Below are 15,349 nucleotides of genomic sequence, written 5' to 3'. Positions count from 1 at the left end.
CGCTCAACGCTCGCGCAAGCGGTAGCCGCGCTGAGCCTTGCTGACGTCGTCGGGGGTGACGCCCGGCACCGCCGCCGTTAGCTCGGCATGGAGCGCATGAAGCGCCGCTTCGTCGCCACGCTTCAATTCGAGTTCGATTTCACTGATCGGCGCGCGGCGGGTCTGCCCGCCGACTTCAGCCGTGATCTCGCCTTGATCGATCGCGGCTTCGACTTCCGTATCGCCGCGCACGACATGCCAGAGCGTGCGCGTGAAATTCGTGCTGAATAGCTCGATCAGTTCTGGCGCGGCGGCGCGCAGGGCGTCGGCGGAGGTCGCGTCGTCGCATGCCGCCACGAGCGCGTCGATTTCGAGACTTTCGCCGGCAACCGGAATCTCCCACTCGTGCCGCCGATGCAGCCCGCCTTCGGCGCTGCCCACGGTCTTGTAGGTTTGCAGCCAGCCATGCGGCGTCTTGCGCAGACGCAATGCGCCTCGTGATTTCGCGAGCGTGAGCGTCGGCGTATCGAAGTAGTCGTTGCTAAGCGCCACCTTGATGCCGGTCTTGCCCGTGCGCGCGACGAAGAACTGCGTAGCTGCCTCGATTTGCTCGGCCGGCAAGGCGAGCTTGATTTCGCGTTCGATGCTCATGGCAGTGCCTCATTCCATGAAGAATCAGAAGAACATCCGTGCTAGTTCCGCGCCGGGCTCCTTGGCGCGCATGAACGCCTCGCCGACGAGGAAGGTATGCACGGACAGCTCACGCATCCGCTCGACATCGGCTCGCGACAGGATGCCCGATTCGGTCACGACGATGCGGTCTTCGGGGATCGAATCGAGCATGCCGATCGTCGTTTGGAGCGAGGTCTCGAACGTGCGCAGATTGCGATTGTTGATGCCGATGAGCGGCGTCGTGAGCGTGAGCGCTTCCTTGAGCTCGCGGCTGTCGTGCACCTCGACGAGCACCGCGAGACCCAGCGAATGCGCGAGCGCTTCGAAATCCTGCATCTCGGAGGTTTCCAGCGCGGCGGCGATCAAGAGGATCGCGTCGGCGCCCATCGCGCGGGCTTCGACGATCTGATACGGATCGACGATGAAGTCCTTGCGAATCACCGGCAGGTCGCACGCGGCGCGGGCTTCTTCCAGATACGCGGCGCTGCCTTGGAAGAACTGCACATCGGTCAGCACCGACAAGCATGCCGCGCCGTGCTTCGCGTACGAGCGCGCGATGTCGGCGGGGACGAAGTGCTCGCGCAGCACGCCTTTCGATGGGCTCGCTTTCTTGACTTCGGCGATGACAGCAGCCTTGCCGGCCGCATGTTTGGCGCGCAGTGCGCCGACGAAATCGCGCTTGTCGCGCGCAGAGGCTTCGAGGCGCAACTCTTCGAGCGGCGCGCTTTGCTGCGCGACACGGACTTCCTCGCGCTTGACCGCAATGATGCGTTCCAGAATGTCGCTCATAGTTCTTGATTCCGTTTCCGTAGTGGCTGTCGGCTCGGCTTAGTTTGCGGGCGTCGGCTTGAATTGCTGCGTGAAGCGCACGAGTTCGTCGACCTTCGCGCGCGCCTTGCCGCTCGCGATCGCCTCGCGCGCAAGCTGAATGCCGTCCGCGATCGATGCCGACACATTCGCCGCATAAAGCGCGGTGCCTGCATTCAGCGTGACGATCTCGCGCGCGACGCCCGGCGTGTTGTCGAGCGCTTCGAGCAGCATCGTTTTCGATTCGGCTGCGTTTTCCACCTTCAGCGAGCGGTTCGACACCATCTGCAAGCCGAAATCCTCGGGATGGATCTCGTACTCGTGCACCTCGCCGTCGCGTAGCTCGCCGACGAGCGTGGCCGCGCCGAGCGAGACTTCGTCCATGCCGTCCTTGCCGTATACGACGAGCACGTGCTTGGCGCCGAGCCGCTGCATCACGCGGACCTGGATACCGACGAGATCCGGGTGGAACACGCCCATCAGTTGATTCGGCGCGCTGGCGGGATTCGTCAGCGGCCCAAGAATATTGAAGATCGTCCGCACGCCGAGTTCGCGGCGCACTGCGGCGATGTTCTTCATCGCGGGGTGATGGTTCGGCGCGAACATGAAGCCCATGCCGGTCTCGGCGATCGATGCGGCCACTTGATCCGGCTGCAAATCGATATTGACGCCGAGCGCTTCGAGCACATCGGCGCTGCCCGACTTGCTCGACACGCCGCGATTGCCGTGCTTCGCGACTTTCGCGCCGGCGGCGGCCGTGACGAACATCGTCGCCGTCGAGATGTTGAACGTATGCGAGCCATCGCCGCCCGTGCCGACGATGTCGACGAAATTCGAGTTGTCGGCCACCTCGACGTGATTCGCGAATTCGCGCATCACCGTCGCGGCTGCGGCGATTTCGCCGATGGTCTCCTTCTTCACGCGCAAGCCGGTGATGATCGCCGCCGCCATCACTGGCGATAGATCCCCGCGCATGATGAGCCGCATCAAATGCAGCATTTCGTCGTGGAAGATCTCGCGGTGTTCGATCGTACGCTGCAACGCTTCCTGCGGGCTGATGGTCATGATCTCGTCCCTCTTCATGCGCTGCGGCGCGCGCCGGTGGCTTTCGCGCTTTTCACGAAGTTTTCGAGCAGCGCATGGCCGTGCTCGGACAGAATCGATTCCGGATGGAATTGCACGCCTTCGATCGCGAATTCCTTGTGGCGCACGCCCATGATCTCGCCGTCGTCGGTCCAGGCGGAGATCTCGAGGCAGTCCGGCAGCGATTCGCGCTCGATCGCAAGCGAGTGGTAGCGCGTGATGTTGAAATGCTTCGGCAGGTCGGCGAATACGCCTTTGCAGTCGGTTTCGATCTGGCTCACCTTGCCGTGCATGATTGTTTTCGCGCGCACGACGCGCCCGCCGAACGCTTCGCCGATCGCCTGATGGCCCAGGCACACGCCAAGAATCGGCTTCTTGCCGGCGAAGTGCTTCAGAACGTCGAGCGTGATGCCCGCATGCTGCGGGTTGCTCGGTCCGGGCGACAGGCAGATGCGCTCGGGGTCGAGCTTCTCGATCTCCTCGATCGTGATTTCGTCGTTGCGATGGGTCCGCACGTCTTCGCCGAGTTCGCCGAAGTACTGGACCAGGTTATAGGTGAAGGAATCGTAGTTGTCGATCATCAGCAGCATGGTCTTGTCTCCGGTCAGAAGTCGCTATCGAGGCCGTCTTGCACTTGCTCGGCGGCGCGCAGCACGGCGCGAGCCTTGTTCTCGGTCTCTTGCCATTCGGATTCGGGCACCGAATCCGCGACGATCCCCGCCGCCGCTTGCACATACAAATTGCCGTTGTGGATGAGGCCGGTGCGGATCGCGATCGCCAGATCCATCTCGCCCGTAAACGACAAGTAGCCGACTGCGCCGCCATAGAGCCCGCGCTTGACCGGCTCCAGCTCGTCGATCAGTTCCATCGCGCGCACCTTCGGCGCGCCCGAGAGCGTGCCGGCCGGGAACGTCGCCCGCAGCACGTCGAAGTTGGTCGTGCCCGGCTTCAGCTTGCCTTCGACCGAGCTCACGATGTGCTGCACGTGCGAGTACTTTTCGATGACCATCTTGTCCGTGACGGCCACTGAGCCGATCTGCGCGATGCGGCCGACGTCGTTGCGCGCGAGGTCGATCAGCATCACGTGCTCGGCGATTTCCTTCGGGTCGTTCAGGAGTTCGGTGGCGAGCTCGGCATCGCGCTCCGGCGTATTGCCGCGCGGACGCGTGCCTGCGAGCGGACGGATCGTGACGATCCGGTCTTCGCCGCGTTTTTCCTGGCGCACCAGAATCTCCGGCGACGCGCCGACCACCTGGAATTCGCCGAAGTTGTAGTAATACATATACGGCGACGGGTTCAGCGAACGCAGCGCGCGGTACAGGGAGAGGGGATTGTCGCGATACGGTTTGATCAGGCGCTGGCCGACTTGGACTTGCATCAGCTCGCCGGCTGCGATGTATTCCTTGGCTTGGCGAACCGCGGTGAGGTAATCGTCCTTCGCGAACTCGCGGTAGATCTCGGTGCGCACGCTCGCCGATGTGACGGGCGGCTGCACGGTCGTGCGCAGACGCTGGCGCAGGTCGCGCAGACGCTGCTTCGCCCGCGTGTACGCCTCGGGCGTGGACGGGTCTGCATAGACGATCAGGTAGAGCTTGCCCGCGAGGTTGTCGATGACGGCGACTTCCTCGGTCAGCAGCAACTGAATGTCGGGCAGACCGAGATCGTCGGGCGGCGTGCTGTGCGCGAGCTTCTTTTCGATGTAGCGCACCGCGTCATAGCCGAAGTAACCGGCGAGACCGCCGCAAAAACGCGGCAGGCCAGGGCGCTGCGCGACCTTGAAGCGAGCCTGGAATTGCGCGATGAATTCGAGCGGATCGCCTTCGTGCGTCTCGACGACCTTGCCATCCTTGACCACTTCCGAGACCCCCGCCTTCGCTCGCACCAATGTGCGCGCCGGCAAGCCGATGAATGAGTAGCGCCCGAAACGCTCGCCGCCCACCACCGATTCGAGCAGGAACGAATTGGCGCCGCCGCGTTCGGCCTGTGCCAGTTTCAAGTACAGCGAAAGCGGGGTTTCGAGATCGGCGAGCGCCTCGGCGATCATCGGGATGCGGTTATAGCCCTCGTTCGCGAGGGATTGGAATTCGAGTTCGGTCATGTTCCGATCCTGTTCGTAGGCAAGGCGGCTGGCGCCAGGCAAAGCATTGGCGCTGCGCGGCCGGTCGGGCGTGTACGGCAAGAGGATGCCAACCGGCGCAGGGTGTCTCGCACAAGCGCGCATGGCGAACCGAAAACCGGCCGTGAATGCAGCATCTGCTTAGGATGCGGGCCTTGGTTCAAGCAATGCGGCGAAAGGAGCGCGAGCGCGCAGCGAAGTAAAAAACGGGCGCTGAAGACGAACTCCAGCGTACCTCAAGAGAGGTTAGCGCGACCAGCGACGCCAGGGCCAAGCTCCCCGGTCGATGCTGCTCAGACTCCGTTTTTTATTCAGAAACATGAAGATGGACGACGGTTAGGTCAGGGTTGAGGTGCTGCGTTGCGAGCCGCATTGTAAGCCGAGATGGCGTTTGCGGCATCGAACAGCGAGGCAACTATACCATCCGATTTTATCGTTTGTATAGCTTGCCCATGGTTGTAGCCATAGGGGACGGTGAGGGTCGCCATGCCCGCCGCGCGGCCGGCGAGCGCGTCGTTTTCCGAATCGCCGATGGCCACCGCCTCTTGCGGTGCGACACCCAGCGTCTCGCACGCGGTGAGCATCGGCAGCGGATCGGGCTTCTTGCGCGGCAGGCTGTCGCCGCCATAAACCACGGCAAAGTAGCCGATCAGCGCGTACTGCTCGAGCAGTTCGACAGCGAAGCGGCGCGGCTTGTTGGTCACGCAGGCAAGCGTGAGGCCCGCGTCGCGCATCGCTCGCAAGCCCGCTTCGACATCGGGATACAGACGCGTGGCGAGCCCGTTGATCTTCGCGTACTCCGCTTGATATAGCGCAAGTGCCTCTTCAAAGCGACCTTGAGCTTCATCGGCCGAAAGACGCGGCGCAAGCACGCTGCGGATCAGATGCTCCGAGCCCTTGCCCACATACCCGATCACTTCCTCACGCGACGTTTCCGTCGCATCGAGTTGCGCGAGCATGCCATTCAGGCCGGCGGTGAAATCGTCTGCGGTATCGATCATCGTGCCGTCGAGATCGATGATCGCCGCCTTGATGCACGGCCCCGTGAAGCGCGGGGCGTCGAATGCCGGGGCCGTCTTTGTCATGCTTGGTCCGCTTTTACGGTGGCGAGCGCGCGGCGCATGTCGTCGATCACCGCGCGATAGTCCGGCTTGCCGAAAATCGCCGAGCCGGCGACGAACGTATCCGCGCCTGCGGCTGCGATTTCCGCGATGTTGTCGGCCTTCACGCCGCCGTCGACTTCGAGGTGGATGTCGCGGCCGGTGCGCTCGCGGTACGCGTCGATACGCGCACGTGCCTCACGCAGCTTGTTCAGCGCCTCGGGAATGAACGATTGGCCACCGAAACCCGGATTCACCGACATGATCAACACGAGGTCGACGCGGTCCATCACATGATCGAGGTAGTTGAGCGACGTCGCCGGATTGAACACGAGGCCGGCCTTGCAGCCGTGATCGCGGATCAGCGACAGCGTGCGGTCGATGTGATCGGAGCCTTCCGGATGGAAGCTGATCAGATTCGCGCCGGCCTTCGCGAAGTCCGGCACGATGCGGTCGACCGGACGTACCATCAGATGCACGTCGATCGGCACCTGCACGTGCGGGCGGATCGCCTCGCAGACGAGCGGGCCGATCGTCAGGTTCGGCACGTAATGGTTGTCCATCACGTCGAAGTGGATCCAATCGGCGCCGGCGGCGACGACGTTGCGGACTTCCTCGCCAAGCCGCGCGAAGTCGGCCGAAAGGATGCTGGGTGCGATACGGAATTGCGTCATGGCGCTAAATGGTTGGCGAAGTGGGCCGAAAAACCGCCATTTTACCGTTTCGCGCGGGCTAAAGCGGGCGTGTTCGGTTGCGGGCGGGGAGCGCATCCATCAGAATGCGAAACCAGAGCGGTTCCAGGCCGGCAGGCGCGAGGCCGTTGCCGCGCGGGTCCAGCAGGTTTCTATCAGAACGGAATCACGATGAGCCAGTATCAATTCAGCGTGTCGGCGCAGACGCGTTACTTGCCCGAGCAGTCGGACCCGGAGCGCCGTCAATACGCGTTCGCGTACACGTTGACGATCCGCAATACCGGTCAGGTGACCGCGCAATTGATCGCGCGGCACTGGATCATCACGGACAGCGAGAGTCAGGTTCAGGAGGTGAAGGGGCTCGGCGTGGTCGGGCACCAGCCGCTCTTGAAGCCGGGCGAGCAATTCGAATACACGAGCTGGGCGGTGATTGCGACGCCCGTCGGCACGATGCGCGGAGAGTATTTCTGCGTGGCCGAAGACGGCGAGCGTTTCGAAGCGCCGGTTCCGGAGTTCGCGTTGCAAATGCCGCGCACGCTGCATTGAATCAGCGCGGGCGCGAGCCACATTCGGCGTGCGCGACGCGTCCGCCTGGCCGCGCGCTTATCGAAGCGGACGCTTGTTGCCCGGATTCTTCTTTCTGCCCGACGCCGTCCACACGACGATGAAGATCAACAGGGCCAACGCCAGAAATGCTTCCAGCGCGAAGATGAGCATCGGGTATTCGTTGAGCAAATCAGACATGGCGGTTTCCATCAAGAACGAACATTGTAAGCGCTTGAGCCTTCGTGCAGCGGGCTGGGCCGCTGCGGTTTCCGTTGCGGTGCTCGTCGCCGCGTGCGGCGGCGGCTCCGTGGTGCGGCCGAGCGTATCGCCGCCGACAGGTGCTGCGATCATCCCTGGCCAAATTGCAGCGTCGCGCCTGACTGCGGTCGCTTGGCAACAGGTTTCGGGCTGGGACGACGACACGCTGATCGGCGCGACAGCAGCGCTGCGCCAGAACTGCCTGCGTCTTGCGCAGCAACCGAATTGGCGGCGCGCGTGCGCAGCGGCCGCGCAATTGGACGATCTCGACTTCGCCAGCGCGCGCACCTTCTTTGAAACGTACTTCACGCCGTATCAATTCGCCAACAGCGACGGCACGCTGGATGGTCTCGTGACCGGCTACTACGAGCCGCTGTTGCGAGGTGCGCGTACGCGCCACGGTCCTTACCAATATGCGCTGTATCACTGGCCGACCGGATACCGGGCCGGCGCCGCGCTGCCGGCGCGTTCGCAACTCGAGCGTTCAGGCGTGCTGGAAGGCAACGAATTGGTGTGGGTCGACGATCCGATCGAAGCGTTCTTTCTACAAGTGCAAGGGTCGGGACGCGTCGTGATGGAAGACGGCAGTGTGATGCGGGTCGGTTTCGGCGGGACCAACAACCAGCCATATAAGTCGATCGGGCGCTGGTTGCTCGATCGTGGCGAGCTGACGCCGGCGCAGGCGACGATGCAGGGGATCAAAATGTGGGCGCGTACCAATCCGACGCGCGTCGATGCCTTGCTCGATACGAACCCGCGTTTTGTCTTTTTCAGGGAGATGCCGTCGACGGAATCGGCGCCGAGCGGCGGTGCCGACGGTCCGATCGGCGCGCTTGGCGTGCCGCTGACGCCGGAGCGCTCGATTGCGGTCGACCCGTCGTCGATCCCGCTGGGCACGCCGGTTTTCCTGCAGACGACGCGGCCGATGACGAACTCGCCGATGAACCGCCTCGTGTTCGCCCAGGACACCGGCAGTGCGATCAAGGGCGGTGTGCGGGCCGACTACTTTTGGGGGCTCGGTGACGATGCAGGCGATCTGGCCGGCAAGATGAAGCAGACCGGGAGAATGTGGTTGCTGCTGCCGAATTCCTGATGGGTTTGCTTGCGGCGCGCGGCGGTTCCTCCGCGCGCCGCATTCATCGTCTCAACGCCCTCGTGGCTTAAACACCCAGCTTGCGCTTGTCGACGACACGCCTAGCCTTGCCCACCGACCGCTCGATCCCATTCACCGGCAAGACGTTGACGATGGCAGTGACCCCGATCAGCGCCTTGATGTCGTAAGCGAGCGCTTGCTTGGCGGTGTTCAGCGCCGTGACATCCGGCGCAGTTTCGGGGCAGGGCTCGACGTTGAGAGTCATCACGTCGAGTGGTCCCTCCTTCGTCAGCACGATCTGATAATGCGGCGCCAGTGCGTGCTGTTTCAGCAGGAGCTCTTCGATTTGAGTCGGGAAGACGTTCACACCGCGGATGATCATCATGTCGTCGGAGCGGCCCGTGATCTTTTCCATACGACGCATCGTGCGCGCGGTGCCGGGGAGTAGGCGCGTGAGGTCGCGAGTGCGATAGCGGACGATGGGGAGCGCTTCCTTCGTGAGCGACGTGAAGACGAGCTCGCCGAGCTCCCCATCAGGCAGCACCTCACCGGTTTCCGGATCGATGACTTCCGGATAGAAGTGGTCTTCCCAGATCGTCGGGCCGTCCTTCGTTTCCACGCATTCCGACGCCACGCCAGGGCCCATCACCTCGGACAACCCATAGATGTCGACTGCGTCGATGCCCATGCGCTTTTCGATCGCGGTGCGCATGTCGTTGGTCCAGGGCTCGGCGCCGAAAATACCGATGCGCAGCGAGCAATGCGCGGGATCGACGCCTTGCCGCTCGAGCTCGTCGGCGATCGACAGCATGTAACTCGGCGTCACCATGATGATGTCGGGCTTGAAGTCCTGGATCAGCTGAACCTGCTTTTCCGTTTGGCCGCCGCCGAACGGAATGACCGTCAGGCCCGCGCGTTCCGCGCCATAGTGCGCGCCAAGACCGCCCGTGAAGAGGCCGTAGCCGTAGCTCACGTGGACTTTGTCGCCGCGCCGTGCGCCTGCGGCGCGAATCGAGCGAGCGACGAGATTGGCCCAAGTATCGATATCGCGCGCCGTGTACGCGACGACAGTCGGCTTGCCTGTCGTACCCGACGACGCGTGAATGCGCGAGATCTGTTCCTGCGGCACGGCGAACATGCCGAACGGATAGTTGTCGCGCAGGTCGCTCTTGGTCGTGAACGGGAAGCGCGCAAGATCGGCTAGCGACTTCAGATCGTCCGGATGAACGCCGGCGTCGTCGAACTTGCGCCGATACACCGGTGAATTTTCGTACGCGTGCTTGAGCGACCATTTCAGCCGATCGAGTTGCAGCGCTGCGAGTTCGTCGCGGCTGGCCTTTTCGATTGGCTCGAGCGAGAGCGGGGTAGTCATCGGGTGTCTCCTACATGATGTTTACTGATTGGGGCGCGAAGCACGACGCATGCGAAGCGTTTCGCAAAAGCTTGCATTCCGGCCGATGAACGGTGCCGTAAAAGTGCGTTGAGGACGCGAACCCGCGTTAGCTATCGACCGGGATCACATGACCCTTGATGTGCGCTGACTTGCCGCGAAACATCGCGACGGTTTCGCCGGCGCGGTTTGTCAGGCGAATGTCGTAGATGCCGTTGCGCCCGCTCAACACTTGCTCGACGGCCTCGGCCGTCAACACGTCGCCGCCGTGGACCGGCCGCAGGAATTCGATCGAACAACCCGAAGCTACGGTATTGATGTTGTACGAGTTGCACGCGAACGCGAAAGTGGAATCCGCGAGCGTGAACATGAGTCCGCCGTGGCAGATGTTGTGGCCGTTGAGGAAGTCCGGACGCACCGTCATGCGCATCCGCGCGTAGCCCGGTCGCACTTCGAGCAGCTCGAAGCCGAGCGCGCGACTGCAGGCATCGGCGTCGAACATGGCTTTTGCTGTGGCGCGTGCGAGTTCGTCGGGCGAGAGGCTTTCGTGGGACGGTTGGGAGGTCATCTCAACGTCCTTCAAAGCGCGGGGCGCGTTTTTCGATGAAAGCGCGCACGCCCTCGGCGTAATCGAACGACGCGCCGAGTTCGCGCTGCAAGTCGCGCTCGAGATCGAGCTGCTGATCGAGCGATTGCGTCACGCTGGCGCGCATCGCGGTCTTGATCGCGGCGATCGCGCGCGTGGGTTGTTGCGCGAGCCGGGCTGCAAGCTGTGCGGCGGTGCTCGGCAACTCGGCGTCGTCGACGACTTGCCAGATTAGGCCCCAGTTGAGCGCTTGCTCGGCGCTTAGCTTGTCGCCGGTAATGGCGAGCCCAAGCGCACGTGCCATGCCGACGCGCTGGGGCAGAAAAGCAGTCCCCCCCGAGTCCGGCAGCAGGCCGATCTTGACGAACGCTTGAATGAAGCTGCTCGAGCGAGCGGCAAGCACCAGGTCGCAGGCAAGCGCGAGATTGGCGCCCGCGCCGGCAGCCGTGCCATTGACGGCCGCGATGACGGGCAGCGGCAACGCTTGCAGGCGGCGGATCAGCGGATTGAAGTACTGTTCGACCAAGTCGCCCGGGTCCGTCATCGCGCCAGGCGTGAAATCAAGGTTCGCGAGATCCTGGCCGGCACAGAAGCCTCGCCCCGCGCCGGTCAGCACGAGCGCGCGAACGTTGGCTTTTTCGACATCGTCTAGCGCAGCACTCAATTCCTGGTGCATCGATCGAGTGAAACTGTTGAGCTTGTCGGGGCGGTTCAGCGTGATCGTGGCAACGTGCGCTGACGCGTCGATGTCGACGCGGATCGCTTCATAGGGCATCGAATGTCTCCTGTCGACCTGAGTTAGCGCTTTAGCGCTTACTCGGGTCCCATGCTGTGGCTGCTGGAGTTAGTGCTTCAGCACTTACTCCAAGCCCACAGCGGTCGATCAGAGTTAGCGCTTTAGCGCCGTACTCTGATCCCATGCAAGGCTCTCTGACTCTAAATCGCGCGGCGCGGTCGAGCGCCGGCAGCTCGATCAAACACGCTCGATCGCCAGCGCGATGCCTTGACCGACACCGATGCACATCGTGCAAAGCGCGTAGCGCCCATCGGTTCGCTCAAGCTGGTACAGCGCGGTCGTGATCAGCCGTGCACCGGACGCGCCGAGTGGATGCCCTAGCGCAATGGCGCCGCCATTGGGGTTCACGCGCGCATCGTCGTCGGAGAGGCCGAGCATACGCAGCACCGCGAGCCCTTGGGCCGCGAATGCCTCATTGAGCTCGATGACATCGAACTGGTCGATTGACATCCCGAGCTGGCTCAGCAGCTTTTGCGTAGCAGGTGCGGGCCCGATGCCCATGATGCGCGGCTCGACGCCAGCCGTCGCCATGCCGATGACGCGCGCGCGGCGGCGCAACCCGTACTGCTCGGCGGCTTCGGCGTTGGCGAGCAGCAGCGCGCACGCGCCGTCGTTGACGCCCGAAGCGTTGCCTGCCGTGACCGTGCCGTCGGGGCGGACGACGCCCTTCAGCTTGCCGAGCGCTTCAAGCGACGTTTCGCGCGGATGCTCATCGAGCGCGACGCGAATCGGATCGCCTTTCTTTTGCGGGATTTCGATCTCGACGATTTCCTGAGCAAGCGTGTCGTCGCGCTGCGCGCGAGCCGCTTTCTGCTGGCTGCGCATCGCGAATGCGTCCTGATCGGCCCGACTGATCGAGAAATCGGCGGCGACGTTTTCTGCAGTCTGCGGCATCGAGTCGACGCCATAGTCGCGCTTCATCAGTGCATTGATGAAGCGCCAGCCGATCGTCGTGTCATGAATGTCCGCCTGGCGCGAGAAAGCACCCGTGGCTTTACCCATGACGAACGGCGCGCGCGTCATGCTTTCGACGCCTCCTGCAATCATCAAGCGTGCTTCGCCTGCTTTAATCGCGCGTGCTGCCGTGCCGACCGCGTCCATGCCGGAGCCGCACAGGCGGTTCAGCGTGGAGCCGGGCGCCGTGGTGGGGAGACCCGCTAGCAGTGCGGCCATGCGTGCGACGTTGCGGTTGTCTTCGCCGGCTTGATTGGCGCAGCCGTAGATGACGTCGTCGAGCGCGCTCCAGTCGACATTGGGATTGCGATCGATCAGCGCCTTGATGGGCACGGCGGCGAGATCATCGGCGCGAACGTCTTTGAGGACGCCGCCGTAGCGGCCGAACGGGGTGCGAATCGCGTCGCAGATAAAGGCATCGGACATCTGAATTCCCTGCGAAAGGCGCGCCTGCACGGAGGCAGGCGCTTCAGCTCATATTAGTGACGAAGACCGCGGCGTTCGATTCAGCCGAACGGTCTATGCCGTTTGGCCGGCTTCCGCGGGAACGGACTTCGGCGCAACATGGACCCGGCTTTGAACGACGCGGAAGCGATTTGCCACAAAGGCCGCGTCGGCCAGCGCCGCGTTGGCGGCCGGATTGGCGCCGGTGCCGTGGAAATCGGAGAACGCCGCCGACTGATTGACGAAGACGCCGCCCGTCAGATTGATCGAAAGCGCTACGCCGCCGCGGACCGACACCTCATGTGCCGCTTCGATCGTCTTGCCGTCGGTGCTGTAGACGGAGAACGTGAGCGCGCCGTGTTCGGCGGCGATGGAGCCCGCGAGATCGAGGGAGTGAGCGGTCGAATCGGTCGCGATCACGAACGAGATTGGGCCGAACCATTCGCCGGTGAAATTGCTCGCGTCTTTCGCTGCGTCGAGTTGCAGAACGAGCGGCGTGCGAACGCGTGCACCAGGGAACGCGGGGTGCTCGAGCGACTGGCTTTCCACGAGGACGCGGCCGAGCGAACGCGCTTCATCGATTCGGCGCGCGACGCCGTCGTTCTGGATCGCGCCGAGCAGTTCGACTGCGCGCGCGGGATCGGCAACGAGCTTCTGCACGGCGCCCGCGAGCGCTTGCGCGACGTCGTCGAAGCTCAAGTGCCCGTCGGCAGTGCGGATACCGTCGCGCGGCACATAGATGTTTTGCGGAGCGGTGCACATTTGGCCCGAGTAAAGCGCGAGCGAGAAGGCGATGTTCCGGGCGACGGCTTTGATGTCGTCGGCCGAATCGATCACGATTTGATTGACCCCCGCCTTTTCAGTGAACACCTGGGCCTGGTGGGCATTGCGTTCGAGCCAAGTGCCGTTTTGCGTGCTGCCGGTGAAGTCGATCAGCTTGATGTCCGGGCGCAGCGCGAGGTCTTGCACAAGGGCGCCGTCGTTAGGTTCCGTTGCAAGTAGCGTGACGACGTTCGGGTCGAAACCGGCCTCGCGCAGCACGTCGCGCGCGATACGGACAGTAATGGCGAGCGGCAGAATGGCGCCGGGATGGGGTTTGACGATGACCGCGTTGCCCGTCGCCAAGTCGGCAAAGAGGCCAGGGTAGCCGTTCCAAGTCGGAAACGTGCAGCAGCCGAGCACAAGTCCGAGACCGCGCGGGGCAATCGTATAGCGCTTTTGCATTGCGAGCGGCGGGTTTTTGCCTTGCGGTTTTTCCCAGTGAGCTTCCGAGGGAATGCGCCGCAATTCGTCCCACGCGTAGGCGACCGCTTCGAGCGCGCGGTCTTGCGCGTGCGGGCCGCCTGCCTGGAAGGCCATCATGAATGCCTGGCCGGTCGTATGCATCACGCTATAGGCGATCTCAAAACTGGCGCGGTTCAAGCGGGCGAGAATCTCGAGGCTCACGCCAACCCACGCCTTGGGGCCGGCAGCGCGCCAGCTTTGCTGCGCCGTCTGTGCCGCGGCGATGAGCGTTTCGACATCGGCCTTCGGGTAGCGAACCCCCAGCGCGACGCCGTAGGGCGACTGCTCGGCACCGACGGTCCCACCGTCGGCCGGCTGGTCGAGTTCAAACGTGTGATCGAGGTGGGCCTTGAATGCAGCCTCGCCATCGGCGTTGCCGGTTTCCCCGTACACTTTGGGACTCGGCATTTCTGCAAACGGGCTCCAATAGCCGCGCGATTCGATGGCGGCGAGGGCGTTGTTCAGCGTGGCTTCGTGCTTCGTGAATAGGGCGTGTGTCATGGCGGAGAAGGGGATGGCTGAGCGATTGGGGAAACCTGCCGATTAATTGACCGACCGGTTGGTCGAAGAATGGTAGCATCATTCAAACTCACGCGGGAAGGGTTTTCGCGTTTCTTTGATCCATAAGGAGGATGCATGGCGTACGAGAACATTTTGGTCGAGACCCGAGGGCGCGTCGGACTGGTGACGCTGAATCGCCCGAAGGCGCTCAACGCTCTCAACGACGCATTGATGGACGAGTTGGGTGCCGCCCTCAAGGCATTCGACGCCGACGACGGCGTCGGCGCAATCGTTCTGACGGGCAGCGAAAAGGCGTTCGCTGCGGGCGCCGACATCGGGATGATGGCGACCTATTCCTATATGGATGTCTATAAGGGCGACTACATCACCCGCAACTGGGAAACGGTGCGCTCGATCCGCAAGCCGATCATTGCTGCGGTCGCCGGCTTCGCGCTCGGCGGCGGCTGCGAATTGGCGATGATGTGCGACATCATCATTGCTGCGGATACGGCCAAATTCGGCCAACCGGAGATCAAGCTTGGCGTCATGCCTGGCGCCGGTGGTACGCAGCGGTTACCGCGCGCGGTTTCCAAGGCGAAGGCGATGGACATGTGTCTGACCGCGCGCTTCATGGATGCATCGGAGGCTGAGCGTGCCGGATTGGTGTCGCGCGTGGTTCCGGCCGCGACGGTAATCGACGAGGCGGTGACGGCTGCCGCGACGATCGCGGAGTTTCCTTTGCCGGCGGTCATGATGGTGAAGGAGTCCGTCAACCGCGCATATGAAACGACGCTTGCCGAGGGGGTTCATTTCGAGCGGCGTCTCTTCCACTCGCTCTTTGCAACCGAGGATCAGAAGGAGGGAATGGCGGCGTTTGTCGAGAAGCGCAAACCGGTGTTCAAGCACAAGTAGGTGCGACTTCAAAATACCGCTTGCCAGGTGGGATGAGGGTGGCTAGAATCTCGGTCTTTCGCGCTTCGGAGTGAAGCGCGGGGGAAGCGAGGCAGGTGGGGCGCGAGTAGTGCGCAGCCCGATCTGGCAAGGCTTT

General features: G+C 63.2%; 16 protein-coding genes. 3 read left to right on the top strand and 13 right to left on the bottom strand.

What is annotated here, in order from left to right; genetic code table 11:
• Positions 1-3 precede the first annotated feature (3 nt).
• The 7 genes from AAHK20_RS25255 to rpe form a co-directional block, all read right to left on the bottom strand.
• Positions 4-630 (bottom strand): CYTH domain-containing protein, encoded by a 627-nt coding sequence (locus AAHK20_RS25255; protein ID WP_449184237.1) that lies wholly within the window; start codon positions 628-630, stop codon positions 4-6.
• 24 nt (positions 631-654) lie between these two features.
• A complete protein-coding gene (gene trpC, locus AAHK20_RS25250; RefSeq protein WP_449184236.1) occupies positions 655-1,440 on the bottom strand; it encodes an indole-3-glycerol phosphate synthase TrpC in 786 nt (261 codons plus the stop codon).
• Between the two features lie 39 nt (positions 1,441-1,479).
• A complete protein-coding gene (trpD, locus tag AAHK20_RS25245) occupies positions 1,480-2,523 on the bottom strand; it encodes an anthranilate phosphoribosyltransferase (RefSeq protein WP_449184235.1) in 1,044 nt (347 codons plus the stop codon).
• 14 nt (positions 2,524-2,537) lie between these two features.
• On the bottom strand, positions 2,538-3,131 hold the full coding sequence (locus AAHK20_RS25240) for an aminodeoxychorismate/anthranilate synthase component II (RefSeq protein WP_449184234.1): 594 nt from the start codon (positions 3,129-3,131) through the stop codon (positions 2,538-2,540).
• 14 nt (positions 3,132-3,145) lie between these two features.
• On the bottom strand, positions 3,146-4,639 hold the full coding sequence (gene trpE / locus AAHK20_RS25235; RefSeq protein WP_449184233.1) for an anthranilate synthase component I: 1,494 nt from the start codon (positions 4,637-4,639) through the stop codon (positions 3,146-3,148).
• 359 nt (positions 4,640-4,998) lie between these two features.
• Entirely contained in the window at positions 4,999-5,742 is a 744-nt protein-coding gene (locus AAHK20_RS25230; RefSeq protein WP_449184232.1) for a phosphoglycolate phosphatase, read from the bottom strand.
• On the bottom strand, positions 5,739-6,431 hold the full coding sequence (rpe, locus tag AAHK20_RS25225; protein WP_449184231.1) for a ribulose-phosphate 3-epimerase: 693 nt from the start codon (positions 6,429-6,431) through the stop codon (positions 5,739-5,741). Before rpe ends, AAHK20_RS25230 begins: the two co-directional genes overlap by 4 nt.
• A 189-nt stretch (positions 6,432-6,620) precedes the next feature.
• Here rpe and apaG point away from each other — a divergent pair, with 189 nt between their 5' ends.
• On the top strand, positions 6,621-6,995 hold the full coding sequence (gene apaG / locus AAHK20_RS25220) for a Co2+/Mg2+ efflux facilitator ApaG/CorD (RefSeq protein ID WP_207003454.1): 375 nt from the start codon (positions 6,621-6,623) through the stop codon (positions 6,993-6,995).
• A gap of 57 nt (positions 6,996-7,052) precedes the next feature.
• Here the strand turns inward: apaG and AAHK20_RS33505 are convergent, their stop codons facing one another.
• Positions 7,053-7,193 (bottom strand): hypothetical protein, encoded by a 141-nt coding sequence (locus AAHK20_RS33505; protein ID WP_498063349.1) that lies wholly within the window; start codon positions 7,191-7,193, stop codon positions 7,053-7,055.
• On the opposite strand from AAHK20_RS33505, the gene mltA reads away from it, so the two are divergent.
• Positions 7,159-8,346 carry a murein transglycosylase A gene (gene mltA, locus AAHK20_RS25215; protein ID WP_498063348.1) on the top strand — a complete coding sequence of 396 codons (1,188 nt, stop codon included), beginning with the start codon at positions 7,159-7,161 and terminating at the stop codon, positions 8,344-8,346. The two genes, AAHK20_RS33505 and mltA, sit on opposite strands and share 35 nt — an antisense overlap.
• 67 nt (positions 8,347-8,413) lie before the next feature.
• Here mltA and paaK read toward each other — a convergent pair whose 3' ends face one another.
• The 5 genes from paaK to paaN form a co-directional block, all read right to left on the bottom strand.
• The gene (paaK, locus tag AAHK20_RS25210; RefSeq protein ID WP_449184229.1) at positions 8,414-9,718 is read right to left on the bottom strand and encodes a phenylacetate--CoA ligase PaaK; all 1,305 of its coding nucleotides are present in this window, start codon (positions 9,716-9,718) and stop codon (positions 8,414-8,416) included.
• 127 nt (positions 9,719-9,845) lie between these two features.
• Positions 9,846-10,304 carry a hydroxyphenylacetyl-CoA thioesterase PaaI gene (gene paaI, locus AAHK20_RS25205; protein ID WP_449184228.1) on the bottom strand — a complete coding sequence of 153 codons (459 nt, stop codon included), beginning with the start codon at positions 10,302-10,304 and terminating at the stop codon, positions 9,846-9,848.
• 1 nt (position 10,305) lies between these two features.
• A complete protein-coding gene (paaG, locus tag AAHK20_RS25200) occupies positions 10,306-11,097 on the bottom strand; it encodes a 2-(1,2-epoxy-1,2-dihydrophenyl)acetyl-CoA isomerase PaaG (protein ID WP_449184227.1) in 792 nt (263 codons plus the stop codon).
• A 198-nt stretch (positions 11,098-11,295) separates the two neighbouring features.
• On the bottom strand, positions 11,296-12,498 hold the full coding sequence (gene pcaF / locus AAHK20_RS25195) for a 3-oxoadipyl-CoA thiolase (protein WP_449184226.1): 1,203 nt from the start codon (positions 12,496-12,498) through the stop codon (positions 11,296-11,298).
• A 93-nt stretch (positions 12,499-12,591) separates the two neighbouring features.
• Positions 12,592-14,301 carry a phenylacetic acid degradation protein PaaN gene (gene paaN / locus AAHK20_RS25190; protein WP_449184225.1) on the bottom strand — a complete coding sequence of 570 codons (1,710 nt, stop codon included), beginning with the start codon at positions 14,299-14,301 and terminating at the stop codon, positions 12,592-12,594.
• A 135-nt stretch (positions 14,302-14,436) separates the two neighbouring features.
• On the opposite strand from paaN, the gene AAHK20_RS25185 reads away from it, so the two are divergent.
• Positions 14,437-15,213 (top strand): enoyl-CoA hydratase, encoded by a 777-nt coding sequence (locus AAHK20_RS25185; RefSeq protein ID WP_449184224.1) that lies wholly within the window; start codon positions 14,437-14,439, stop codon positions 15,211-15,213.
• Positions 15,214-15,349: the final 136 nt, after the last annotated feature.

It is taken from the genome of Trinickia camelliae (assembly GCF_053525655.1).
This window is presented reverse-complemented; position numbering and strand designations above follow the sequence as displayed.

Coding starts and splice junctions, on each gene's coding strand:
- AAHK20_RS25255 (WP_449184237.1), bottom strand. CDS start 630: ATGAGCATCGAACGCGAAATCAAGCTCGCCTTGCCGGCCGAGCAAATC.
- trpC (WP_449184236.1), bottom strand. CDS start 1,440: ATGAGCGACATTCTGGAACGCATCATTGCGGTCAAGCGCGAGGAAGTC.
- trpD (WP_449184235.1), bottom strand. CDS start 2,523: ATGACCATCAGCCCGCAGGAAGCGTTGCAGCGTACGATCGAACACCGC.
- AAHK20_RS25240 (WP_449184234.1), bottom strand. CDS start 3,131: ATGCTGCTGATGATCGACAACTACGATTCCTTCACCTATAACCTGGTC.
- trpE (WP_449184233.1), bottom strand. CDS start 4,639: ATGACCGAACTCGAATTCCAATCCCTCGCGAACGAGGGCTATAACCGC.
- AAHK20_RS25230 (WP_449184232.1), bottom strand. CDS start 5,742: ATGACAAAGACGGCCCCGGCATTCGACGCCCCGCGCTTCACGGGGCCG.
- rpe (WP_449184231.1), bottom strand. CDS start 6,431: ATGACGCAATTCCGTATCGCACCCAGCATCCTTTCGGCCGACTTCGCG.
- apaG (WP_207003454.1), top strand. CDS start 6,621: ATGAGCCAGTATCAATTCAGCGTGTCGGCGCAGACGCGTTACTTGCCC.
- mltA (WP_498063348.1), top strand. CDS start 7,159: ATGAGCATCGGGTATTCGTTGAGCAAATCAGACATGGCGGTTTCCATC.
- AAHK20_RS33505 (WP_498063349.1), bottom strand. CDS start 7,193: ATGTCTGATTTGCTCAACGAATACCCGATGCTCATCTTCGCGCTGGAA.
- paaK (WP_449184229.1), bottom strand. CDS start 9,718: ATGACTACCCCGCTCTCGCTCGAGCCAATCGAAAAGGCCAGCCGCGAC.
- paaI (WP_449184228.1), bottom strand. CDS start 10,304: ATGACCTCCCAACCGTCCCACGAAAGCCTCTCGCCCGACGAACTCGCA.
- paaG (WP_449184227.1), bottom strand. CDS start 11,097: ATGCCCTATGAAGCGATCCGCGTCGACATCGACGCGTCAGCGCACGTT.
- pcaF (WP_449184226.1), bottom strand. CDS start 12,498: ATGTCCGATGCCTTTATCTGCGACGCGATTCGCACCCCGTTCGGCCGC.
- paaN (WP_449184225.1), bottom strand. CDS start 14,301: ATGACACACGCCCTATTCACGAAGCACGAAGCCACGCTGAACAACGCC.
- AAHK20_RS25185 (WP_449184224.1), top strand. CDS start 14,437: ATGGCGTACGAGAACATTTTGGTCGAGACCCGAGGGCGCGTCGGACTG.